A 24822-nucleotide genomic window follows, 5' to 3' on the forward strand; every position below is an offset into this window, starting at 1 on the left:
GGCATTGGCAGGCAGACAAAAAGAAACAGTAGACAAGAGGAAGGCTCCCGGCGAAACTTTGAGGAAGTTCGGTTTTTTTCTATTTTTCTTCTTTTTTGATTGTTTTATCTACTTGTTTTCCCTTATCTGTTTCCTTTTGTTTCGATATAAAGTTTCCAGACCTCCACGATTCCTTCAAACTTGAACCCGCGTGAACTCCAACCCCAGGCAAATCAAGCTCCTTGACGTCGTGCGAACCCACGGATCGGCCTCCGTCGAGCAGCTTGCAGAAAAATTGGACGTGACCTTGCAGACCGTCCGGCGGGATGTGCAGCGCCTGGCGGAAGCCGGCCTGCTGACGCGTTTTCATGGCGGCGTGCGGGTACCCAGTTCCACCATCGAAAACATTGCCCACCGCCAGCGTGAAAGCCTTCACGCCGAAGGCAAGGCGCGTATCGCGCGCGCAGTGGCCAGGCGTGTTCCGAACGACTGCTCATTGATCCTCAATATCGGCACCACCACCGAGGCCATCGCCAAGGCCCTGCTGCACCACAAAGGGCTGCGGGTCATCACCAACAACCTGAATGTGGCCGGCATCCTGTGCAGCAATACCGACTGCGAAGTCATCGTCGCCGGTGGCGTAGTGCGTTCGCGCGACCGGGGCATCGTGGGCGAGGCGGCGGTCGACTTCATACGCCAGTTTCGGGTAGACATCGCGATCATCGGCATTTCAGGGATCGAGCCTGACGGCTCCCTGCGCGACTTCGACTACCGCGAAGTCAAAGTTGCCCAGACCATCATCGAGCATGCCCGCGAAGTCTGGCTGGCGGCAGACAGCAGCAAGTTCAACCGGCCCGCCATGGTGGAGCTGGCCACGCTTTCCCAGATTGACCGGCTGTTCACCGACATGCCTCCGCCCGAGCCATTCCCCACCTTGCTGGAAGAGGCGGACGTCAACTGTGAAGTGGCCCACTCCTGAGCCCCGCGCACTTGTGCGCGCCTGCCACCCTTTCATACACTCCAGCGCATGACATACCTTCTTGCACTCGACCAGGGAACCTCCAGCTCCCGCAGCATAGTGTTTGACGAACACGGTCACATCGTGGCATTGGCCCAGCAGGAGTTGCCGCAGATCTACCCCAGGCCGGGCTGGGTCGAGCACGACCTGATGGAGATCTGGCGCACCCAGCTGGCGACAGCGCGCGAAGTGCTGGCCAAGGCGAACATCAAGGCCAGCGACATTCGGGCACTGGGCATCACCAACCAGCGCGAGACCACCGCCCTCTGGAACCGCAAGACCGGCCTGCCGGTTCATCACGCCATCGTCTGGCAGGACAGGCGCGCGGAAGCCACCTGCGCCGAGTTGCGTGAGCGCGGCAAGGAAAAGCTGATCCAGTCCAAAACCGGGCTGCTGATCGACGCCTATTTTTCCGGTACCAAGCTCAAATGGCTGCTCGACAACGTGCCCGGCGCCCGCGCGCAGGCCGAGCGCGGCGAACTGGCCTTCGGCACCATCGACAGCTGGCTGATGTGGCAACTCACGGGCGGCGCGCTGCATGCCACCGACGTCAGCAACGCGTCGCGCACAATGCTGTTCAATGTGCACACCAATCAGTGGGACGACGAGCTGCTTGAGCTGCTGGGCATCCCGGCTTCGCTGATGCCCAAGGTATTACCTTCGAGCGCGCATTACGGCGAGGTGCGCCCCGATCTGCTGGGCCATGACATCCCCATCGGAGGCGTCGCCGGTGACCAGCAAAGCGCGCTGTTCGGCCAGGCCTGCTTCAAGGCCGGCATGGCAAAAAACACCTATGGCACCGGCTGCTTCATGTTGATGCACACGGGCAGCCAGTTTCAAACCTCACACAATGGCCTGCTGACCACCAGCGCAGCCCAGGCAACAACCCAAACGCAGTTCGCCACCGAAGGCAGCGTGTTTGTTGGCGGCGCCGTGGTGCAGTGGCTGCGCGACGGCCTGCACGCCATCAAGGGCAGCGCCGAAGTGCAGGCGCTGGCCGAAAGCGTGCCTGACTCAGGCGGCGTGATGATGGTGCCGGCCTTCACCGGCCTGGGTGCACCCTACTGGAAACCGGATGCGCGGGGCACCATCACCGGCCTCACGCGCGGCACCACCGTCGCCCATATCGCGCGCGCCGCACTCGAAAGCATCGCCTACCAAAGCGCCGCCCTGCTGCAGGCCATGAGCCGCGACGCGGTGAGTGCTGGCGCCGCACCTGTTGCGGAATTGCGCGTAGACGGCGGCGCCTGCGTCAACGACCTGCTGATGCAATTCCAGGCCGACCTGCTGGGCATACCGGTGATCCGCCCGGCGGTCATTGAAACCACCGCTCTGGGCGCCGCCTACCTGGCAGGACTTTCCAGCGGCGTCTACAGCAGCACCGACGAGTTGTCCGGCATGTGGCGCGCCGAGCGCAAGTTTTTGCCTACGCTAGGCGCGGACCGGGCCGCTGAGCTGATGGCGCGCTGGGAGCAGGCGGTGCGGCAGACCGTGCTGCAGTAAGCGCAGCCCTGCCCTGTCACATTTCCCACAGGTGCGGCCGCTAGACTTGGCTGCATGAACCCCTATGTCACAGCACCCTCCAGGCGCCGGCTGGTCCTCGGAGCCGGCGCAGCCGCAGTGCTGGGCCTGGCCGGCGGCAAGGCACCGCAGCCGGCAGCAGCGGCCACGCAGCCGGTCCACACACGTCTGCGCCTGATCGGTGAATCCCGCATTCCACACCGGTTGCAATTCCAGGGCACCACGGTGGGCGGTCTCTCAGGCATTGACTACGACGCCGCCAACAACCTGTATTACCTGATCAGCGACGACGCCTCCAGCATCAACCCCGTGCGGTTTTACACCGCACGCATCGCGCTGGACATGAGCAGCCTGGGCCAGCCGGAATTGCTGAGCGTCACCCCCCTGCGCCAGGGCGACAGCAGCACGTATGAGGCCGCATTGCGGGGCATGCAGCCCCCCGACCCGGAGTCGATTCGCTGGCGCCCGAGCAGCCAGACGCTGCTGTGGGTCACTGAGGGGCATTCCCTGACGGGCGTGGCGCCGGAGCTGCGCGAAAGCCGGGCAGACGGCACGATGGTTCGCGAATTTACGCTGCCGCCCATGTTTGAGTTTCATCTCATCCGGGGGCCGCGCGTCAATCTGGCGCTGGAAGGCCTGGCGCTGACACCCGATGACAAGACAGCCTGGATCGCCATGGAAAACGCCTTCCGCCAGGATGGACCCGTACCCACGGTGAAAGCGAAGGGCGGTCCTTGCCGCTTCACCCAAATTGACCTTGCCAGTGGGAAAGCATTGCGGCAAATTGCGTATGTGCCCGACGCCATTCCGCGCGCACCTGTTGCGCCGGCCACCCAGGCCGACAACGGCGTGGTGGAAATCCTGATGCTCGATGCCGACCGCATGCTGGTGCTGGAGCGGGCCTATATGGCCGGCTGGGGCCCGCAGGCAGGTAACTCGCTGCGCCTGTACCTTATCGACACCCGGCAGGGATCCGACACGCTCGCAACGCCTGTCCTGCAGACTGGCACCTATCGCGCGGTGGACAAAACACTGATCGCCGACTTTTCCACCTTCACCGGCCCGGGGCCCGGCCTCCGGCTGGAACGTCTGGACAATACGGAAGGCATGGCCTGGGGCCCGGTACTGCCCAACGGAAATCGCAGCCTCGTCTTCATTAGCGACGACAATTTCAGCTCCCGGCAAATCAGCCAATGGCTGGCCTTTGAATTTTTGGATTGACAACGCATGACCTCCAATTCCCGTACAAGCAACGAACACATCGCCTTCATAGGCGGCGGCAACATGGCCAGCGCCATCATTGGCGGCCTGCTTAAGCAAGGCATGCCAGCCAGCCAGATCCAGGTGGTCGAGCCTTTTGAGGAGCAACGCAACAAGCTCATCCGGCAATTCGGCGTGCAGGTGCATGAAAAACCCGGCGCGCCACTGGCCAGCGCCGGCCTGGTGGTCTGGGCTGTAAAGCCGCAGACATTCAAGGATGCAGCGCTGCAAACACGCTTTCACACCAAAACCGCCCTGCACCTGAGTGTGGCAGCCGGCGTGCGGTCCAGCAGCATCGCGCGCTGGCTGGGCACCGAGCGCGTGGTACGCGCCATGCCCAACACGCCGGCGCTGGTCGGCAAAGGCATGACGGCGCTGTTTGCGCGGGATGCCGTGACAGACGACGACAGGCTGGGTGTCGAGCAGGTGGTCAAGCCCACGGGGGATTACCTGTGGCTCACCGAAGAAGCCCACTTGGACGCGGTCACCGCCATTTCGGGCTCCGGCCCGGCCTACGTCTTTTATTTTGTGGAAGCCATGATCGAGGCAGGCACGGACATGGGCCTTGCGCCGGAACAGGCGCGCAAGCTTGCCGTCGGCACCTTTGCTGGCGCTTCGGCGCTGTTGGCGGCGTCCGACGAGACGCCCCAGACCCTGCGCGCCCAGGTCACGTCCAAAGGGGGCACCACCTACGCCGCGCTGACCTCCATGGAGCAGGACCGCGTCAAGATGCTGTTCATGCGCGCCATCCACACGGCAAGGCAACGCGCCGGTGAACTAGGTGATGAGTTTGGCGCGGGCTGAAGAGGTTTAAGAGGAAACCCCCTGAAACCCAATGCAGGAAAGCGCAAGCAGCTATCTATTTAGGAGCTTAGGAACTCAGCTCATCTGGTGATGAGCTTTGCTTCCCAAACCCCAAACTTAATAGCTGCTCAGGCACATATTCGATGTCAATGGCCAAAACGACAGAACAGCCTGAAAAAAGCTGTTTTCCGCCTCTGTGAGCGCCTGGGAAGCCTACTGATCGACCTTGACACGGTAAGTGACGACGATCTGTGCCCCAGAGGCCAGCGAACCGGTAAAAGTCCACTTCAATGCCCCCTGCGCGTTCACGGCCGGTTGCGTGGTCACCGTGCAGCCCGTGATGCCCGTGGGCAGCACGCCCGGACAGGCGGTGGAGACGAAGCCGGTGAACGCCGGGGTGGAGTCGCTCACAAACAGCGTGGACAGCGCCTGTGTGCCGTTGTTGGTGGCCGTCAACGTGTACTGCAGCGTGTCGCCAGGGCTGGCGTTTACGCTGGTGGCCGAGGCGATAGCCTGGGTGACGTTGCTCACCAGCTTGGCCAGCGACAGGTCGCCAGCCTGGCCGACGGTGGTGATATCGGTGACAAGCAGGGTGCTGACGCTGAGCGCCGGGCTGGCGTTGGTGTAGCTGAAGGCCGCGCTCAAGGTTACGCTGTTCTGCGCGCCCTGGCCGGCCCCAGCGGGCACGAACTGCTTGACGATGAGGCAGACGGTCTGCCCGGCGGTGACGGTGAGAGCTGTGGTGACCTGCGTCTCGCTGGCCTCCAGCGCTGCGTTGCAATTGCTGTCCTGATACAGCACCTGGCTCCACGCAGGGCTGGCCGGCGTGGCGGTGTTGACCATCGAGAAGGTAACTTGCCCGCCGGTGCCAGCGGTGTAGGTGTGGGCGTAAAACACGACCGTGCCAGGCTGGGCGGTCTGCGCGCCGTTGGGGCTCAGGGTGTTGGGCCCCACCATGCCGAAGCTGATGCCGGTGCGGGCCAGGCCGGAGCCGGCGGTGTAGCTCACACTCGGGCGGGTGTAAGTGCCGCCCGTGGTGCCGGCCGAGCCGCCGGTGGCGGTGTAGCCGGAGGGCAGCACGGGCGTGAGGACCACGGTGCCGCTGGTGGCACCGGGAATCCACAGAATGAAGCTGCCATCGCTGGCCGTGGGTTCGGTGTCCACCGTCGTCGCACCCTGCATGGCGTTGACGGTGATGCCGGCCAGGCCGGGCTCCGTCCCGGCCTTCACGCCGTTGTTGGCGGTGCCGCCGCCCGCGCCGTTGTCGGCAAACACGGTGCCGCTCAGCGTGCTGCCGCTGTACAGGCCGAAATTCTGCGGTGCGGGCGGCGCACCCACGATGCTGAATTGGATCACCCCGGTGGGATTCTGCGTACCGATGAAGCCGGCCGGATATGCAGCCGCGATGTCGCTCAGCGTGTTGTTGCCGTCCACGATCAGGCAATAGTTGCCCTGCTGTATGTTGGTGAAGCTGTAGGCGCCGGTGGTCAGGTTGACCGATGCAGCCACGGTGGCCGGCCCCGTGCAGGTGCCGCCCGTGCGCGGCGCAAGCTTGACCCACAGTGCAGTGGCCCCGCCTATGCCGGCCTCGCCCGCATCCAGGTTGCTGTTGTGGTTGGGGTCGCTGTAAACGTTGCCGCCGAAACCCAGGGCTACCGTACTGACCACGGGCGCAGCGCAGCCGGCGCTCGGCGTGTTGGCAGCCGTGCAAGTGGTCGGGGTCGGTGGGCTGGTGCCGCCGGCCGGGTCTACGGCGGTGTAGTTGGTGACCGTGATGTTGCTCGTCGGTCTTGCCGTGATCTGCAGCGTCGAGGTGCCGCCGCTGGCTGTGATGGTGCCAACGAAATTGCAGGTCACCAGCGTGCCGCCGGCATTGGCCGCGGTCGAGCAGGTCCAGCCGGTGCCGCTGCTGCTGACGTAGGTCATGTTGACGGGAAGCTGATCCACCACCCGCGCCACAAAGGCCGGCGTGGTGGTGGTGGTTGCCACGGTAAGGGTGTAGACACTGTTGATGCCCACCTGCAACGCAGGGCTGGGCTGCGACTTGGTGACAGTCAGCGTGGGGTAGATGGGCGTGATGGTCACGGAGCCGTCGCCACCGGGATTGCCGGTGCCCGGCGCCGTGTTGCCGGGGACTGTCGCGCCGCCCGCGCCACCCAGCGACGCGGTCACGCTGAAAGCCGACACCGACACCGCGTCGCGGCAAGATCCGCCGCCCGTGGCCTGAGCGGTGGTGTTGGTGGCGCTGCTGTCCACCAGTTCCGCGCCGCCCACACCGGCCGCGCAACCGGCGCCGCCGCCGCCGCCGCCCGAGCCGTCGCCGACGCGTGTCGCGCCGGCGCTACCCGCTGCGCCCGGCAAGGTGCCTATCGTCGTCGTCGCGGCCAGCCCGGGGCGGCCCGCGATGTTGAGCGCGCCGCCCTGCCCGCCGCCACCGCCGCCGGCGATGATCAGCCTGGCATTGGCGGCCGTGGCCACCACGCTGGCGGCACCGCCGCCGGCACCGCCGCCGGACCAGCCGCTGCAGCCGGCCTGGCCACCGGAGCCGCCGGCCCAGCCCGGAGCACCGCCCGCAAGGCCGCCCGCGCCCGCCGCGTTGGCGCAGGTAAAAGCACCTTGCGATGTGTTGCCGGGCCGGCCACCCTGTCCGACGGCCACGTTGAGCACGGTGCCCGGGGCGATGTAATACGTGCCCGTGGCTCGCGCACCCGCGCCGCCAGCGCCGCCGTCACCGCTCAAGTCATTGCCGCCGCTGCCACCACCCGCGCCGTTGGCCTGGATGATCACGCCGCCCGCGCCCGCCGGCACGGTATAGGTCTGCAGGGCGCCCGTGTAATTGAAAGTTGTCTGTGCCATCGCGCCAGTCGCGGCCAGCAGCATGACGGCCACGGCCCATACCAGGCGCGCCCACTTGCTTGCCGGTGAGGATCGGCGGGGCGCATACGAGGAAAGGCCTGGACACTGAAAAAACATCATGATTTGGGGCCCGCCGTGTTGGAAGGTGAGGCAGTGGCCGCGCCAGCCGGTTCAAACACATTCTCGTCAAACTTGAAGCGTACACGCAGGTAGACACCACGCTGGGTGTAGGCCTCGCCCGCCAGGTCAGCGGCCCGGAAGCCCTTGATGTTGTAGCCCAGTGACACCCACATGTTTTTCCAGGCCAGATAGCCGACTTCCACGCCCACCGCGGTCTCCGCGGCGCCGTTACCCCACATGCGGTAGGCCTGCAGGCTGACGTCCCAGCGCTCGGTAAGGTCCCAGGTGGAACGGCCGCCAATCAACTGGGTAAAGGAGCGGCTGCTGATGCCGTTGGACTTGTCGCGGCCCCATTTGGCGGCATAGCGTGCGCTCGTCACCCAGCTGCGGCTGGGCTGGATATTGAGGTGGGTGGAAAGAATCAGCCCGGACTCATCGCGGCTGACGCCTGGGCCCAGGGTGCTGTCCGAATCCTTTTTGTATTCGATGCGACCCAGCGCATTCCACACGTCGGTGCTTACCGGGCGATAGGCCACACCGGACTGCGCCGTGATCAGTTCACGCTTGCCGCCCGTGGCGCCGAGGTTGGTCTGCTCGCTGTAGAGCGCGCGGTTGAGCAGGGTCCAGCTGTCGTCCAGCTTGTTGGCCAGCGCGCCCGTCAACAGCCAGCCGCTCGAAGTGGCCGATGTCTGCCACTGTACCTGGCCGGACGCCTTCCAGGTGGCCGCGGCCGTGTAGTCGGCTCCGATGGTGACGGCGCTAGAGTCGTCGATGGTCACACCCGACAACGGCTTAATGCGTTGCAAGCTGGCTGTCAGGCCGACGCCATTGTCCAGGCGCCAGAGCCTGCGCAGTCCGACCGCAGCCTCGCTGCTGCGGCCGTTGATGCTGTCGCCCATGCGGTATTCATTGAACAGCTGCGTGCTGTCCGGCAGTTCCGTATTGAGGCCGGCAACGGTGGTGTATTGCGAAGTCGACGCATTGAGCGTGTAAATGCTTTTCAGGCTATTGATGAAGTCGTGGCGCGCATACAGGCGCGTTGTGGAATTAATGGCATAGTTGCCGCCGACGCCGACCTCCCGGCCGCCGCTGCCGTCGATCGCGTATTCGGCCAGGCCGTAGACGTCGGCTTGGGGCACATCCGGAACCGGCACCGTCACCTTGACCCGCGCCGTGGTGTAACCCACCTCCTCGGACGAGCCTGAAGCCAGCGCCGTGGCGGAAGGCGTCACCGGAACGGTACTGCCAGGCAAGGCCGGACCGGAAAGCGCAGCGGCGGTGTTGGCGCTGCTGTAGCGCACGCCAACTTCCACCTTCACATTTCCGGGCAGGCTGTGTTCGAGCTTCAGGTCCGCGCCGGTTTGTGCCGCGCCTGTCACGCTGTTGGCAGTGCGCAGCGCTTCAGCGACAAGCCTGTTCTTGTCATCTACGGCGTAACCGATTTTTGCGCCGTATTCAGACTGGCCGGCCGACTGCACGCTGTTGGGGTTGTAAAAACCCGCACTGGTGCGCGCACCCCAGACGCGCGCCTGCAGCGCCTGGTCGTCATGACGGACTTCCACGCGCTGGCCTGAGCCGTTGCCCTGCAAGTCTGTACTGCTGCGGGCGATTTCACCGGTGGCCACGGTTTTTTCGCCCAGCTTCGCCGTCACGTTCAGTCCGCTGAGGTTCTGGCGATTGGCGGGGTCGGTGTCCTGCACCGCCGTCGCGCCGAGCGATATACCCGGAAGGACTTCCAGGCGCGCATCGGCGCCGGCGACCGTATGCTTGGGGCCGCCCGAGTCCACCGAATAGCTGACCCGCACGAAGATCGGATTCAGGTCGGTGTCCACGCTCGGAACCGGAGTCTTGAGCAGAAGCTGACCGCTGAAAGGTTCGATTTCGTAGTCGGTGAACTGCGCCAGCGGTGTGTCATTGATGATGACTGATGCCTGGCTGCGGCTTCGCGTGAGGATGTCGACTTGCTGGCTGTTGACCACACCGTTGATGTTGAGCCGGAACGGCCCGGAAGTGCCATTGGCGCGGAATTCCTGCACCAGTTGCGTCGTCGCCGTGCGGCTTGCAAAACCTTCCACGGTCACTGCGCCTTCCTGGTAACGGCCCTTGACACCGTTCAGGGCGCGCGAGTATTGCGTGAGCTGACGTGCGGCGTTGTCGCTCTGGGTTGAATAGTCGCCCAGCAGTGCGTAGTTGGTGCCGTTTTGCAGCATCACGTAGAGCTTGCCGGTGGACTGGGCGTCAAAGCCACGCGCCGACGAATCGCCATACACCGGGTAAAACTGGTTGGGCTGGATATCGCGGAACAGCGCCGTATCGGAAGGCTTGTCGGAATCGTAGGCCAGCGTCAGCAGTGAAGAACCGAGCACCTTGCCTTTGAGGAACAGCGCAGTCCGCGCAGCCGCTTCGCCCTTGCCACCCGCAAAGCTGCGCGACGTGCTCCGGATCTGCCGTTCAAAAACATCGCCGCTTTGCGCGGGTTGCAATGCGGAAGGATTGAGGCTGCGCAGGTTGAGCGTGCCCTCCACAATACCGGCCGCAATCATGGGCCGCAGGTTGGGCATGAACTCGATGGCCGCCACAGACTTGACGGTGCCGCTGGCAATACCAAGCTCCGCCTTTCCGGGCTGGGCGGGTGGCAACAACAAAAAGCGGCCCTCACCACCTTCAACAAAGACCTGCGTGCCGGGCTGGCGTGCATCCAGGTCGGGAGTCTGCCACTGGCCAAGGCTTGCCTGCAGCGTCACTTGGGTTCGCACGGCCACCGGCAGGCCTTGCGCATCGCGCAGCGAAATGGTGACAGGAACGGCAGTCGCACCGTCAGCAATCAGCTGCGCAGGCGCGCCAACTTCGATCTTTGCCAGGGCACCGGGAACCAGGATCGTGACTTGCGCCGTTCCGCGTGCATTGCCAAAACCGTCTACAGCGCGCACACCCAGCGTATTGCGGCCGGGCCGGAGGTCAACACCGATGTATTCCCAGGCGACGACGCGGTTCTTCTCAAGGCTGCTCTTCTTGCCTACCTGTGTGGCGGGTACCAGTTGCCCATTGAGGGTGACCTCAAACGTGGCGCCTAGCGGGCCTTTCACCCGGACGCGGGTCTGGGCTGAAGGCAACACCTGCTCGTTGACCAGCCCGACAAAACCAGTTTCACCATTGAGCTCCGGCAGGAGCTCTTCCAGTGGAACAACTGCCTGTAGCGATTCGGCACCGGAAACCGCCGAAGGTTGCGCGGCCTCCGACACAACCTCCAAAGGCGCGTAAATAGGTTTTGGCAACCCCTGGGCGTTAGGCGCATAAGGTCCGCCCGGATCGCCCACGGCGCCGAGAGTGCCCGGTAGCGGCGCCGCCGAACCTGCGGGGGTATTGTTTTTCTGTGCTCCGGGCAGACCGAGCGCGCCGCTGGAGGGAAGCGTCCGGCTGTCCACCGTCGCTGCGCCGCGGTTGGCCTGCAGCAACAGGCCTGCGGCCTGGGCGATCTCCGAAGAATTGCCTAACGCTTTGCGGCGCAGAGCGATCTGCTCCTGAATGGCGGCCGTGCACTCGGCGATGGCAAAGTCAGCTTTGTGGAGCTCGCCATTGGTCAGGTCCACAAAACGGCTGGCCGCATCAAGGGCATTTCGATTGTTGAGCACCTGGAGCGAAGCACCTGCAGGCAATGTGATGCTGTCGATCTTGGCGACATGGGTGCGTGGCTCCAGGCCGTAGAAACTGTATTTGCCTTCCTCGTCGGTCACGGCATAGGTGCCGTCTTCCAGATAAATCCGAACGCCCGGAATGCCTGGCTCACCCGCATCCTGCACACCATTGCGGCTGCAATCGGCAAACACCTTGCCGATCACGTAGGCTTTGTTGGAAAACACGCCACCGACGACCTGGACGCGAACGCTGGACCGGTTGGACCGCACCACGCCGCTGGCAGCCTGCGCCGTATTGATGCCGTCACCTCCCTGGCCGCCCACGCCGACGCGCACGCGGTAGGTCAGCGTCGGCTGTGAGCCGGAGGCAATGGCACCCACCGCAAACTGGAGGCTGGGACCCGCACCACCTGAAGGGTCTGCAAGGGGCACGCCGTTGAGCCGTGCCGTGCCGCGCACATAGGCAAAGCCGGCAGGCAGGCTGTCGCTGACCACAACACCGGGGAGTGCCCCTGCGCTGACGTTGTTGAACTTGATCGAGTAGTCAACAAAGTCCCCGATTTCTGCTGTCTTCTTGTTGGCTGTTTTCTGGATAAACAGGCCACCCGCATTCGCACCAGGATCCAGGGGTACGTCGAAATGCACAGGCGCACCCGCCACGACGAAAGTGCCCCCGTAAGAGCCCGGTGTATCGATCAGCCGACCCGCAGGCTGTATCCCGGCAGGAAGCAGCGATGGAAAGGTGAAGCCCGCCGGTTGGGTGATTACCAGCCGGTATGTGCTGTTGGCCACCAGCGGAAATTCATAAAACCCGTCGGCAGCTGTCACGACAACGCTGGGAGCCGGCGTTACCCCATCTATCTGGAACACGACGGCTGGCCCACCGGGAACCCCGCCGTTGCCGGCACCGGTGACGTCGATCAGCGCTACCGTGGCGCCGGCAACAGGCTGGTTGGTGGATGAATTGAACACGATGCCGGAAGGATCCACCAGCAGCGTGGTCGTCGCCGAGACGGTGATGCCGCCGCAGGAGGAAATCGTGGCCGTCACCGTGTCGTTTCGCAGCACTTCCAGTATGCCGTCGCCGGAAGCCACGATGTGCGTCGCCGCATTGGCTGTGGGAACATTCGGCATGATGCGGAAGATGCCAGTGTTGGGGCCGGTTTCCACAGCCGTAAAGGTTTCCGAATCTCCCGTAAGCCGGCTCACCAGCGTGATGGGCACCGTACCTACTGTCGTGGAGTCAGCGTTGCACACAGCAGCATTGGCCTGCACAAACAGTGGATGGCCCGGCGTACCGAGGGCGGTCCGGTTGGCATAAGAGGCGTTGCTGTAGAAAAGGATGTCTGCCGCGTATGCCGGCAACGGCAACACCACCATATTGCTGGTGGTGGTCAACGGTGCAGCGGCGTCAGTCCAGTCCGCATAGGCCGTGCCCGACACATTGCCCGACGCGTTTGTGTTCACGCTGACATTAAATGTTCCCTGGAACAATCCGCCCTGAGGCAACGCGGCAATGCCCCAGGCAACGGCGTCCACCGTGGCACCACCGGGTATTGCCGTGACATAGCTGTTGGTCGCTCCGCCCAGCAGGTGGTACAGCGTCTGGGCACCGGGACTGGTAGACGGCAGGGCCGAGACAAAGGCCGTGTTGACCGGCACCGGGGCGCGCAGGATAAAAAGCGTCACTGGTGCGCCATTGACAAGCACATTCGCCGGGCTGGCCGCCATGTTTCCGTTGTTGATGGCCCTTGCGGTAAAGCTGAGAGCACCACCCTGAATAGCGGTGGCCGACGAGGCTGAGTAGCTGACCTGGATTGCCGCACCATTGGTGAGATTGATCGTATCGGTGTTGGTCGCGCTGGCCCCCTGGACCTGGCTCAACGCACTCAGGGTAATCTGGGCCGTCTGGCCGGGCGTCGCGCCCGGCGGGATCTGGCCCGTGATCAGCAATCCGGCATTGGCGCCAACGGCAACCATCACAGGACTTCCGGCAGGAACCACGGGTTCACCCGCATCCACTAAACCGTTGCCATTGACGTCCAGCACCACCTGGAGATTGAGCGGTGTGAAGGCGCTGCCGCCGGACACACTGGCCGTGATCAGGTAGTTCGTGGTGCTGTTGCCGCTGTTGGCAAGGTTATGGTTGATCGTGAATGACGAACCTACGCCGATCAGCAGGTTCTGGCTGGATGCCAGCGTGAGCGCTTCAAGCGTCGCCACCGTGGTGTTCACGGTGTTGGAGTTGAGGTGAACCGTCAGGCCCGTCGCCGCGTCCACAAAAGTTGCTGTCGCCGTGTTGCTGATCACCGTCCCTGCCGGGGTCGGCGCTGCCTGTGCTGCTGCCCAGAAGAGCAGCAACATGCAGGAGATCAGCAGCTTGCGCAGCGGGCGAGGAAGCATGGTTGATGGGCTTGTTGTTCGGTTTTCGACAGGGCGTCGCTTTCCAAAGGGCACGCGGCCGTGCCCTTTGAAAAGCGGGGAAGCTTTCGCTTCCCGCGCTTGAGGTCAGTCCCGGGTTAGGGGTTGATGCGTACACCGAAAGTCACGACAGCCGACTGACCAGGGGTCAGGGTGCCGATCGTCGCGGTGACGGTGCCCGCTGCGCCTGCGGAGGGGCCGGTCACGGTACCTACCGTGCTTGCCGCAGCGCTGCTCAGGGTGGTGTAACTAGGCGTCGCGTCGGACACCACAACGGAGGTCGCATTCGCGGATCCGACATTGGTTACGGTGATCTGGTACAGCACGCACTGGTTGGGACGGGCGCTCAGGGTAGCTGCCGCGTAGACCGTGCCACCGTTGGCGCCAGCGCAAGCCGTGTCCAGGGATTGCGCCTTGGTCAGCGTCAGGTTGCCGGCGATCACGGTCGTACTGTCAACCGCAGTAGCCACGGCAGGAACCGTCGTCGCGTAGCTGCCATTGGTGGTCGTGACCGTGATGGTCGTGGCGTCCACTGCACCGGGGGTTGCGCCGCTAGGAGCGATCACCTTGTTGAACACCGTGATCGATGCACCGGGAGCCAGACCCGCAGGCAGGACGCCCGCGGCATGCAGCGTGCTGCTGATCTGAGGGTCGGTCGCGTCGAGTACGCCGTTGGCGTTGGCATCGTAGTACAGCGCGGAAGTCCAGCCGGCCTGGTTGTCGGCGCCGGCCAGGGTCAGCGTACTGACCGTGCCGTTGCCTTCCAGCACGTTGCCGGTATTGGTCAAGGTGTGGCTGTAGACGTAGGAGCCGCCTGGATAGGTCTGGCCGGCGCCGTTGGGCGTGAGGGTCACCGAGCGCACGGCGTTCACGACCACCGCGTCATGCAGCGTGTCCGAAGCGTTCGACGTGGGCGACAGCGTACGGAAGTACAGCTGCGTGGTGCCCGCTGCAAAGCCGGCAGGCACACCCACCACCGCGCAGACGACAACGTTGCCGGCGGCGGCCACGGAACCCGTGTTGGTGATGGTCGCACCCGTGGTCGAGCAGTTTCCTGCGCCGCCGTCGGCGCGGAAGCTGACCGTCCAGCCGGCCGGCAGCGTCACGCTGGCAAAGGTATTCACCGTGCTGGCGCCCAGGTTGTAGCTGTCCGGCGAAGGGCCGGTGTTGTTGGCCACGATCGTGAAGACCGTCGAGGCGCCCGGGTTCAGCGTGTTGGTGACCTGCGCGGCACCTTCGCCGTTGGCGAACACGCCCACGCCGGGAACACCCACCGCGGTCGGCAGGTTGTTGGTGGCATCAACCGCTGCGGCAGTCACGGCGGTCAGCTGGTCGTTGGTGGTAGCCGTCTTGGTCGGGTCAAACACCGAGGTGGCCGTCTTGACAATGATGAAAGGCGCGCCGGCGTTGGTCGCGTTCGGAGGCAGCGTGGCCTTGAGGATCACGTTGTAGGTAGCGCCTGCGGCCAGCGGGCCGGTGTCAACCGTGCCGTCGCTATTCGTATCGACCAACGGCGTGACGCCGTCGCTCTTGTACAGCTGGAAGGTCGTACCAGCGGGAAAGTTGCCCGTGCTCAGCGTGATGTTGAAGGTGTCGGAGCCATTGCCGGTATTGGTCACCGTGTTGGTGAAGCTCACCGTCGAGCCAGGCGCGGCCGGGCCAGGCACCGTGGTGCCGGTCAGCGTCACGGCGGCGGTCTGCAGCACCGTGAACGGCACCGTGTTAGAGCCGCCCGTTACCGTGGTAGCGCCGTTGTTGTAAGACGTCGTGGCGGTGTTGTTGAGTACGCCGGGTGCAGTTCCCCCGGCTACGGTCACGCCGAAGCTGATGGTGCCAGATTGGCCAGCCGTCACCTGGTTGAGCGTGACCAGCAGGGTCTTGGTTCCCAGGGTGTAGCCCGAAGTCAGGGTGTTGGGTGCAGAACCACTGGAGGCACCAGCGTCGCTCAGCGCCGTGGCGCCCGTCACGCTCCAGCGTGCAGAACCCGCGGTATAGGTCAGGCCCGCCGGCAGAACGTCGGTGATCGCCACGGCGGTGGCCGTGCTGTTACCGGTGTTCGTGTAGGTCAGGGTGTAGGTGATGGCCGTCCCGGCCGAGCCGCTGGACACGCTTGCCGACTTGGTCAGCGTGACGACCGCGTTGGTCGTGGCCGTGGTCACGTCGGTGTTCGACTGGGTTTTCGTCGGGTCAAATACGCTGGTGCCGGTCACCGTGATGGTGTTGGTCTGTGCCGCCGTAGCCGTGCCCGGCAAGGTGGCGACCACGATGTACTTGAAGAGGCCGCCTGCGGCCAGCGCGCCCGTCGAAGTGATCGCCGGGCCCGTTGGTGTACCGCTGCCGTTGTCGGCAAAAATCTGGACGCTGGCCATCGAGAAGCCACCGGTATTGCTGGTGGTCAGGTTGAACGTGTCCGTGCCGTTACCCGTGTTGGTCAGGGTGTGCGGGTAGTACACCACGCTGCCGGGGGTCGCGTTCTGCGCGCCGTTGGCCGCCAGGGTCAAGCTTGCAATCTGCTGCACCGTGGTCTGCACCACGTTCGACGTGACCGTGCGCGTAATGCCGGATGCATCCGAGTACGTGGCCGAGGCCTGGTTGCTGATGGACGTGCCCGCCGGCGGTGGCGCGGCATGGGCCGCCAGGCCGGCCAGAGCCAGCATAAGCGCGACAAACAATCCCACAATCCAGTGGGTGAAAAAGTGCTGCAACCCTAAAGGCTGCGGACTCGAAGGATTGGCATACATGGCTTTTTCTCCTGGCTACTTAACAACGGTGAATCAACAAACAATTAACGGGGAACGGAAAGGCGAAATGCGCCGCCCGCATGGCGGGAGGCGCAGCTGCAAGGGAAGCTGGCCGTCATCACGGTTTGGCAGCCAGTGCGACTGCAGGTGAATCGATGCGCACACGCAGACTGACCACGGTGCTGGCGCCTGCGGCCAAGGTGCCGGTTTCCCAGCGCAAGGCGCGATAGTCAGACAGGGGAACGGGCTCTTTGCGCACGCTGCCGTCGGCCTGCTTGACCATGCGCGTCAGCGGCATGGGTGCAAAGATGCTTCCGTCCGTTGAGGCCAGAGCCTGTGCAGGTTCGGCACTTGCCGCGATAAAGGTGGTGCCGGGAGGCACCGGTATGGTTGCCAGAAGCTTGCCGGCTGCAGCGGTGCTGGTATTGCGGTAAGTAGCGCTGTACTGCAGGACATCCCCGGGTTTGCCGTCGCCGGCGGGCTTGAGCACGGGCTTGCCGCCCACCATCTCCACGCGCTGCGCCAGGAGCTGGGAAGACACCGGCGAGGCTTGGGCCAGCACAGCTTGGCCAAACACCAGTCCGGCGGCAAAAATACAAAGTTTCAGGGCAGATTTCATGGGTAACGTCCTTTCGTGACTCTCGGCAAATGGCTGGCTCGGAGGCAGATCCATGTAGGGCCGGCAACATATGCGCATCGATATGTATTTGAGACGTAACTTTATGTTACTTATCAACTTTTAGAGCCTCGATTACTTCACACGAACGCAATAGATGTGAATAAAAACAAAAATTTCGTGAGAAAAATCGCATAAACGTCCGTATTTAGTTGAATTTCAGTCTTCAATCGGAGTGATTGAAACAGTAAGTTACATATTAAAACATCGAAAATCCACCAAAAGATCCGAAGAAACTAATGGAAATTAGCTAAAACCGGGGCCTCAATTCAACAATTAGAGTTAACTCGTAACCAATAGAAACAACCATCAGATTACCGGCCAAGCCGAATGTCATTTTCGAAAGGGGACAGGTAGCCGGGCAGCGCCAACGGGAAGCCGGAGGATGAGGAAAACAAGGAGAAAAGAGGGGGAAGGGAGGAAAGGGCAACGCCCCAGGCGCAACAAGCCAGGCGAACTCCAACGCGGAGCATGGCGGGGCGGAAGACATAACCGCATAGTCGCGGCCGCTCGCCGCGGGCAGAGTGGCGAAAGACAAGCTGCCCGAACTCGGTGCCAAGCTCGCTCAAAACTCGCTTCTTCACGGCCCGCCCTGTTCTGTCAGGGCAAGCCGCGAAAGAAGGAGGAAAGTTACCTCACGGCATCACGCAAGCGCGCAAACACCTTCCAGAACGCAGCCTCCTGCGTGGTTGCAAAGTTGATGCGCATCAATGTGCTGGGTTTGCGCGCCGCGTGAAACAAGCCGCCAGGCGCAATCAGGTAGCCCTCGTCCAGCATGCGCTGGGACAACGCATCGGTGTCGACGCCCGTGTCCACCCAGCCGAACAGGCCGGCGGGCTCCGCAGCAAATGTGCAGCCGTGAGCCAGGGCCAATTTGACGCTGCGTGCACGCGCGCCGTCAAGCCGGGTGCGAATACGCTCGGCATGCCGGCGTAACTGGCCCTGATCTATGCACCAGGCCAGCGCCTTCTCCAGCAGGGCTGGCGTGGTTAGCGTGGCCAGCAGTTTGGTGTCCAGCAGGCGCTCGATGAGGTCGGGGGGTGCGGCCATGAAGCCGACGCGCCAGCCGGGTGCCAGGATCTTGGCGAAGCCGCTGACATAAATCGTGCGCTGCAGCCCATCGAGGGCGCATAGCCGCGTGGCATGCTCAGGCGCCAGGTGGCTGTAGGTGTCGTCTTCAACAATGTGGAAGTTGTGTTGCATCGCCAACTGCAGCACGCGGTGGGCGCTGCCGGGCGTGAGGCAGTAGCCCGTCGGGTTGTGGAATACGCTGACACTGACAAACAGCTTGGGCTGGTGGATTTCGCAGTATTGGGCCATCACCGCCAGGTCCGGGCCGTCGGCGCGGCGCGGTACCGGCAGGATGCGCATGCCTAAAGCGTCCAGTCGGGCGAACTCCACCGCCCAGCCGGGCTCCTCCACCATCACACAGTCCCCGGCACGCAGCAGCGTCCGGCTGACGATGTCGAGCGCATGGGTGGCGCCAACGGTGGTGATGATCTGCTCGGGCGCGGCGTGCACATTGAGTGCACTGAGCTTCTGCGAAAGCGCGCGGCGCAGGCCGCTGTCGCCCATGGGTTCACCGTACTGGAGCGAAAAGTCCCGCAACGCGCTGACGCTGGTGACTTTGCGGACGGCGGCCGGCATGAAGGTGGTTTCGAGCCAGTCTGGTGGAAACACGCCCATGCCGGGTTGCGGCTTGTTGCTGACCTTGTGGAACATCCCGCGGATCAGCGCCGTCGCATCCACCGGCGCCTGGCGCGTGGCCATCCAGGTCGCAGTGCTCCAGGCGCCCGGGGGGGCGTGGCCCGCGGCCGTACCCGTTTTTGCGTCTGCTATATTTTTTATAGCTGCCGGCGCTTTAGGAGCCTGCGCCAGCGCCGCATTAAGCGAAGTATCACGGACAAAAAAACCGCGGTTCTTGCGCGCCACCACCAGGCCTTGCGCCAGCAACTGGTCATAAGCCGCCACCACGGTGGAGGCACTTACACCTTGCTGCTCGGCGCACAGCCGCACAGAAGGCAGGCGCGCACCAGGGGCCAACAGCCGGCTACGGATGCGTTCGGCAAAGCGCGCCGACAGCTGTTCGGTGAGGGACTGTGAAGCGGTTTTCATCAACATGGTGTGGCCTTGGCACGCCCTGCAGGCGGCATGTGTGCTGACAATTTGACCAATACAGTTTGGAAATTTGTACCAACAACTGTACTGGTGGTGTATTGCTTTCAACTATAAAGTTGAAAACATGAACTGGCAAGAATTTACGGCCTTACTGGTGCTGGCAACGGCGATGAGCTTTTCGCCGGGACCCAACACGACGCTATCAACCGCACTGGGAGCCAACCATGGGTTGAAACGCGCACTGCCTTTTGTCTGCGCGGTGCCGGTCGGCTGGGGCGTACTGCTGCTGGTGTGTGCCCTGGGGCTGGGCGCCCTGGTGCTGGCTGTGCCCTTGCTGAGCTGGGCCGTGAAGATCATCGGCGTGGCGTACCTGCTGTGGCTGGCCTGGAAGATTTCGCAGTCGCGCCAATTGAGCGAGGCGGACGCGGCGCGCCTGAACATCACTTTCTGGCAAGGCGCCGCACTGCAGTTTGTCAACATCAAGGCGTGGATGCTGGCGCTGGCCATCGTGAGCGGCTGGATTGCCGGCCGCGAGGCCCCGGGCGCGCGGCTGGCCATCGTATTGCCGGTGATGCTGGCCTACGCGTTTGTCAGCAACCTCACTTACGCGCTCGCCGGGTCATTGCTGCGCGAGTGGCTGACCGGCCCGTCCGGCAGCGGACGACGGCTCCAGTGGTTCAACCGCGCCATGGCGCTGGTACTCGTGGCCACCGCCATCTGGATGCTTTTTATATGACGTCCACATCTGCCGACACAAACAAAGGGCTATGGCTCGGCTTGCTGGGCATCGTGATTTTTGCCGTCACGCTGCCCATGACACGCCTGGCCGTGGGCACGCCCGATGCACCGCAGATGTCCGGCGTTTTCATCGCGCTCGGGCGGGCCACGGTGGCGGCCGTGTTGTCGGCGGCGTTTTTGCTGGCCACCCGCGCGCCACTGCCGCAGCGAAAGGACTGGTTGCCGCTGACCATCACCGCGGGCGGCGTGGTGTTTGGTTTTCCGCTCTTCACCTCGATTGCCATGCGTTACGTGGAAGCCGTGCATGCAAGCGTCATCCTCGGCGTGCTGCCCCTGGCCACCGCGGCAGTGGGCGCGCTGCTGCACCGCCAGCGTCCGTCTGCCGGCTTCTGGCTGTGTGCGGCGCTGGGCAGCGCGCTGGTGGTTTTGTTTGCCATGCTGCGTTCAAACAGTGAGGGTGGGCTGTCCATCCATTTTGCTGACCTATTGTTGCTGGCCGCCTGTTTGTGCGCGGCAGTCGGTTACGGCTACGGCGCGCGGCTGTCCCAGCACATGCGCGCCGAGCACGTGATCTGCTGGGCCTTGGTGCTCTCGCTGCCCTTGACTTTGCCGCTGTCTCTTCTCAGCTGGCCCACAGCACCACTCAAGGTCAGCGCCTGGGCCGGCTTTGCCTACGTGGCGGTGTTCTCGGCCTGGTTGGGATTTTTTGCCTGGTACCGCGGCCTGGCGCTGGGCGGCACGGTCCGTGTCAGCCAGGTGCAGTTGGTGCAACCGTTCTTGTCCATGCTGTTTTCTGTGCCGCTGCTTGGCGAGCACCTGGACGCGGTCACTGTCGGCTTCGGGCTGGCCGTGATTGCCACCGTTTTCATCGGCAAAAAAATGCCGGTGCAGTCAGGCGCCCGCATGCCGGCCGCCGAACCGGGCTCTTTGCTCAACACCAGAAAGTTGTGATGTACTCAGCCGCCTTTATCTTTGAACCCGGCACCTACGACGAACGGTTCCACACGCTGGACGCGCTGATCGAAGAAGCCGCCCTTGCCACGCCGGGCTACCTGGGCGCGGAGTCCTGGCGTTCGCCGGATGGCGTGCTGACCAATGCGACTTACTTCTGGGAGACCGAGGAATCGCTGCGCGTATTTTCAGCACACCCCAAGCACCTGGAAGCCAAACGCCAGTACACGCAGTGGTACAAAGGTTTTCACATCGTCATCTCACAGGTGTTGCGCTCTTACGGCGACGGCACCATTACACACATCACGCCCAACCAGCGAAAGCGGGCATGAAGCGGGCTTGAGGCCGCCCGCCGCTTTTGCACTGCTTTCCAGGATATCCCCTACAACAAGGAACCATCGATGACCCCCGAACAACGCCTGCAGCAACTCGGCCTGATCCTGCCGCCCGTCGTGACCCCTCGCGGCAACTTCGATGCCTGGGTGCTCGACGGTTCCATGCTGTACCTGTCGGGCAAGGGCTCGCCGCTGCGGCAAGACCTGGCTGTGGTGCCTAAGGTCGGGCGCGAGATCAGCGCGGAGGAAGCCCGCAAACATGCCCACGACGTCGGACTGAACCTGATTGCCACCATGAAGGCCGCCCTGGGCGAACTTTCGCGCGTGCGGCGCGTGGTCAAGCTGCTGGGCATGGTCAATGCGGCGCCCGATTTCACGGGCCATACCGAAGTCATCAACGGCTGCTCTGACCTGCTGGTGCAGGTATTCGGCGACGCGGGCCGCCATGCGCGCTCGGCAGTCGGCGTGGGCTCACTGCCGCGGGGCTTTGCGGTGGAAATCGAAGCCATCGTGTCGGTCACGGAGTAAGCAGCATGAAAATGAACGAAATTCCCTTCGGCACCACCGACTGGTCCAACGTGGAACGCACCGAACATTCCGCCCTGGAAGGCAAGGCCTTCTGGCGCACCCGCAAGTTTGGCGATGTGCGCGTGCGCATGGTGGAGTACACGCCCGGCTATGTTTCCGATCACTGGTGCAGCAAAGGCCACATCCTGCTTTGCCTGGAAGGCGAGCTGCATACGGAGCTGGACAACGGCAGTGTGCACGTGCTGTTACCGGGCATGAGCTACCAGGTGGCAGACGGCGCCGAAGCCCACCGGTCGACCTCGCCTTCGGGGGCCAAACTGTTTATCGTGGACTGACCCCGCACCAACCGTCTCACCTCGGTACCGGTAGATCGATTCACAGCAACGTCTTTTTTTCTTTCAGTGAAGTAGCGCTTTCAACCCGCATCAGGACAGCTTTCATGCATATCGCCATCCTTACCTTCGACGGCTTCAACGAACTGGATTCCTTGATCGCCTATGGAATGCTGAGCCGCATTTCGCTGCGGGGTGATGCCGACTGGAAAGTCAGCATTGCCAGCCCCACCGAGCGCGTGACGTCGATGAACGGCCTCACCATTGATGCGCATATCGGCCTGAAAGAAGCCAATCGGGCCGATGCCGTATTAATCGGCAGCGGAATGAAAACGCGCGAAGTCGCCAATGACGCGTCCATCCTCGGTCAACTGCAGCTCAATCCACAACGGCAGCTCATAGCGGCGCAGTGCTCCGGGACCTTTTTGCTCGCCAAGCTAGGGCTTGTCGGCCAGATGCCGGCATGCACGGACTTGACCAGCAAGCCCTGGGTGCAGGCAGCCGGGGTGAGCATCCTGAACCAGGCCTTCTTTGCGAAGGGCAACCTGGCGACCGCAGGCGGCTGCATGTCCGCGCAATACATTTCCGCATGGCTGATTGCCCGGCTGAAGGGCATTGACGAAGCCCGCGAGGTGCTGCACTACTTTGCCCCGGTCGGTGAAAAAGAGGAATACGTCTCACGGGGACTTGCACATCTGAAGGCGAATTTACAGGAACAGTCGACGACACCGGAAATGTCCGGCGCGTCGTGACGCCAGACCCGCAAGGACGGGTATGGCGAGTGTGAAAGCAAAGACAAGTGCACGGAGCGGGGGCAGAATGAATGCGCCAAGTCGTCCCCGCTCCCGGCAGCCACCGGACAGTGGATTTTGAAAATCTTGCCAAAAATTTTTGTGCCCGGTTGTCTTTTGACGGCCCATAAGGAGAGAGTGAAATGGAATGGACCCAAGCGCAGCGCGCCAAAAAAATGAACCCCTCGGTGATCCGCGAGATCCTCAAGGTCACCGAGAAGCCCGGCATCATCAGCTTTGCCGGCGGCCTGCCCTCGCCCAAGACCTTTCCGGTCGCCGCCTTTCGCGAAGCCTGTGACAAGGTGCTGCGCGAAGACGGCCATGCGGCGCTGCAGTATGCGGCCAGCGAAGGCTATGCGCCGCTGCGCGAGATGGTGGCCGCCATGCTGCCCTGGGAAGTCGACCCGGCGCAGGTGCTGATCACCACCGGCTCGCAGCAGGGCCTGGATTTGATCGCCAAGATATTGATCGACGCCGGCAGCCGCGTGCTGGTGGAAACGCCTACCTACCTGGGCGCGCTGCAGGCCTTCACGCCGATGGAGCCCGAAATCGTCGGCGTGGCCAGCGACGATGAAGGTGTGGACGTCAAGGACCTGGCCAGCAAGGCCGCCGGTGCGCGTTTCTTTTATGTGCTGCCCAACTTCCAGAACCCGACCGGCCGCACCATGACAGAAGCGCGCCGCGCCGCACTGAGCGCCGAGGCCGCGCGCCTGGGCCTGCCCATCGTCGAAGACAACCCCTATGGCGACCTGTGGTTTGACACACCGCCGCCGCTGCCGCTCACCGCGCGCAACCCTGAAGGCTGCGTGTACATGGGCTCGTTCTCGAAAATCCTGGCGCCGGGTTTGCGCCTGGGCTTTCTGGTCGCGCCCAAGTCGCTCTACCCCAAGCTGCTGCAAGCCAAGCAAGCGGCCGACCTGCACACGCCGGGCTTTAACCAGCGCATGGTGGTCGAGACCATGAAGAACAACTTCCTGGACCGCCACGTGCCGACCATTCGCGCGCTCTACAAATCGCAGCGCGACGCGATGCTGGCCGCGATGAAGCAGGGCATGCCCGAAGGTGTGAGCTGGAACACACCGGCCGGCGGCATGTTTTTGTGGGTGCGCCTGCCTGAAGGCATGAACGCCATCGACCTGCTGCCCAAGGCCGTGGAGCGCAACGTGGCCTTTGTGCCCGGCTGGGCCTTCTACGCCGACCATGCCGACGCCCGCACGCTGCGCCTCTCGTTCGTCACGTCCAGCGTCGAGCAAATCAACATCGGCATCGCCGCGCTGGCTGCGGCCATACGCGAGCAACTACCTGCCGGCCTGCCTCAACTGCGCGCGGCAGCATGATGAACGCGAAAGGGACCTGACATGCTTCATCTTTGGGGGCGCATCAGCTCCATCAACGTGCGAAAAGTCGTGTGGGCCGCGCAGGAGCTGGGCCTCACGATGCAGCGAACCGACGCCGGGGGCCAGTTCGGTATCGTCAAGGAGGCCGATTACCGGCGCAAGAACCCGAATGCGCTGGTGCCGCTGATGGAAGACGGTGAGGTGCTCATCTGGGAGTCCAATGTCATCGTGCGCTACCTCTGCGCCAAGCACTCGCCAGGCAATTTTTATCCCACAACGCTGCCGCAACGCTTTGCCGCCGAGCAGTGGATGGACTGGCAGCAGACCACCTTCAACCCGGCCGGACGCACGGCTTTCGTGCAGTGGATTCGCACGCCAGCGGAGCAGCGCAATACAGAACTGATTGCGCAGTCCGTAGCCGCCACCGAAGCGCTGCTAACACTGCTCGATGCACATCTGGCTGACCATGCGTTCATGGGCGGCGACCAGTTCAGCATGGCCGACATTCCGCTGGGCTGCGAAATGCACCGCTGGTTCGGCTTGCCGCAGCCGCGGCCCGTGCGTCCCCATCTGGACCGCTGGTACCAAACCCTCCTGGCACGGCCCGCCACGCGCGGCGTGCTGGACCTGCCTTTGTCATAAATCTTCAAACCTCCCCTGG

At 63.5% G+C, this 24822-nt stretch carries 17 protein-coding genes; 12 read left to right on the forward strand and 5 right to left on the reverse strand.

Annotated features, from left to right (window positions below; all coding sequences use genetic code 11):
* Positions 1–190: 190 nt before the first annotated feature.
* From AC1DWQ_RS05280 to proC, 4 genes are read left to right on the forward strand one after another with little or no spacing between them, the layout of a single operon-like run.
* Positions 191–958, forward strand: a complete 768-nt coding sequence (locus AC1DWQ_RS05280; protein ID WP_477668675.1) for a DeoR/GlpR family DNA-binding transcription regulator — start codon at positions 191–193, stop codon at positions 956–958.
* A 48-nt stretch (positions 959–1006) separates the two neighbouring features.
* Positions 1007–2500, forward strand: coding sequence for a glycerol kinase GlpK (gene glpK / locus AC1DWQ_RS05285; protein WP_477668676.1), 1494 nt, complete (start codon positions 1007–1009; stop codon positions 2498–2500).
* A gap of 54 nt (positions 2501–2554) precedes the next feature.
* Positions 2555–3739: an esterase-like activity of phytase family protein gene (locus AC1DWQ_RS05290; protein ID WP_477668677.1), complete on the forward strand. Its 1185-nt coding sequence runs from the start codon at positions 2555–2557 to the stop codon at positions 3737–3739.
* A gap of 6 nt (positions 3740–3745) precedes the next feature.
* On the forward strand, positions 3746–4582 hold the full coding sequence (gene proC, locus AC1DWQ_RS05295) for a pyrroline-5-carboxylate reductase (RefSeq protein WP_477668678.1): 837 nt from the start codon (positions 3746–3748) through the stop codon (positions 4580–4582).
* Between the two features lie 213 nt (positions 4583–4795).
* Here proC and AC1DWQ_RS05300 read toward each other — a convergent pair whose 3' ends face one another.
* The 5 genes from AC1DWQ_RS05300 to AC1DWQ_RS05320 form a co-directional block, all read right to left on the reverse strand.
* Entirely contained in the window at positions 4796–7558 is a 2763-nt protein-coding gene (locus AC1DWQ_RS05300) for a beta strand repeat-containing protein (RefSeq protein ID WP_477668679.1), read from the reverse strand.
* Positions 7555–13596, reverse strand: a complete 6042-nt coding sequence (locus AC1DWQ_RS05305; RefSeq protein WP_477668680.1) for an SdrD B-like domain-containing protein — start codon at positions 13594–13596, stop codon at positions 7555–7557. Before AC1DWQ_RS05305 ends, AC1DWQ_RS05300 begins: the two co-directional genes overlap by 4 nt.
* 116 nt (positions 13597–13712) lie before the next feature.
* Positions 13713–16355: a beta strand repeat-containing protein gene (locus AC1DWQ_RS05310; RefSeq protein ID WP_477668681.1), complete on the reverse strand. Its 2643-nt coding sequence runs from the start codon at positions 16353–16355 to the stop codon at positions 13713–13715.
* 118 nt (positions 16356–16473) lie between these two features.
* Entirely contained in the window at positions 16474–16974 is a 501-nt protein-coding gene (locus AC1DWQ_RS05315) for a hypothetical protein (protein WP_477668682.1), read from the reverse strand.
* A gap of 687 nt (positions 16975–17661) precedes the next feature.
* Positions 17662–19152, reverse strand: coding sequence for an aminotransferase-like domain-containing protein (locus AC1DWQ_RS05320; protein ID WP_477668683.1), 1491 nt, complete (start codon positions 19150–19152; stop codon positions 17662–17664).
* A gap of 121 nt (positions 19153–19273) precedes the next feature.
* On the opposite strand from AC1DWQ_RS05320, the gene AC1DWQ_RS05325 reads away from it, so the two are divergent.
* The 8 genes from AC1DWQ_RS05325 to AC1DWQ_RS05360 all read left to right on the forward strand — a co-directional run bounded on the left by AC1DWQ_RS05325 (position 19274) and on the right by AC1DWQ_RS05360 (position 24803).
* On the forward strand, positions 19274–19885 hold the full coding sequence (locus AC1DWQ_RS05325; protein WP_477668684.1) for a LysE family translocator: 612 nt from the start codon (positions 19274–19276) through the stop codon (positions 19883–19885).
* Positions 19882–20838 carry a DMT family transporter gene (locus AC1DWQ_RS05330; protein ID WP_477668685.1) on the forward strand — a complete coding sequence of 319 codons (957 nt, stop codon included), beginning with the start codon at positions 19882–19884 and terminating at the stop codon, positions 20836–20838. The genes AC1DWQ_RS05325 and AC1DWQ_RS05330 overlap by 4 nt, the downstream gene beginning before the upstream one ends.
* Positions 20838–21170 (forward strand): antibiotic biosynthesis monooxygenase family protein, encoded by a 333-nt coding sequence (locus AC1DWQ_RS05335; protein WP_477668686.1) that lies wholly within the window; start codon positions 20838–20840, stop codon positions 21168–21170. Before AC1DWQ_RS05330 ends, AC1DWQ_RS05335 begins: the two co-directional genes overlap by 1 nt.
* Positions 21171–21239: 69 nt before the next feature.
* On the forward strand, positions 21240–21701 hold the full coding sequence (locus AC1DWQ_RS05340) for a RidA family protein (protein WP_477668687.1): 462 nt from the start codon (positions 21240–21242) through the stop codon (positions 21699–21701).
* Positions 21702–21706: 5 nt separating this feature from the next.
* Positions 21707–22036 (forward strand): DHCW motif cupin fold protein, encoded by a 330-nt coding sequence (locus AC1DWQ_RS05345; RefSeq protein ID WP_477668688.1) that lies wholly within the window; start codon positions 21707–21709, stop codon positions 22034–22036.
* Positions 22037–22140: 104 nt separating this feature from the next.
* Positions 22141–22785, forward strand: coding sequence for a DJ-1/PfpI family protein (locus tag AC1DWQ_RS05350; RefSeq protein WP_477668689.1), 645 nt, complete (start codon positions 22141–22143; stop codon positions 22783–22785).
* 182 nt (positions 22786–22967) lie between these two features.
* Complete coding sequence (locus tag AC1DWQ_RS05355; RefSeq protein ID WP_477668690.1) at positions 22968–24161, forward strand: aminotransferase-like domain-containing protein; 1194 nt, start codon at positions 22968–22970, stop codon at positions 24159–24161.
* A 21-nt stretch (positions 24162–24182) separates the two neighbouring features.
* Positions 24183–24803, forward strand: coding sequence for a glutathione S-transferase family protein (locus AC1DWQ_RS05360; protein ID WP_477668691.1), 621 nt, complete (start codon positions 24183–24185; stop codon positions 24801–24803).
* Positions 24804–24822 lie beyond the last annotated feature (19 nt).

This window comes from Polaromonas sp. P2_G11, from assembly GCF_056403595.1.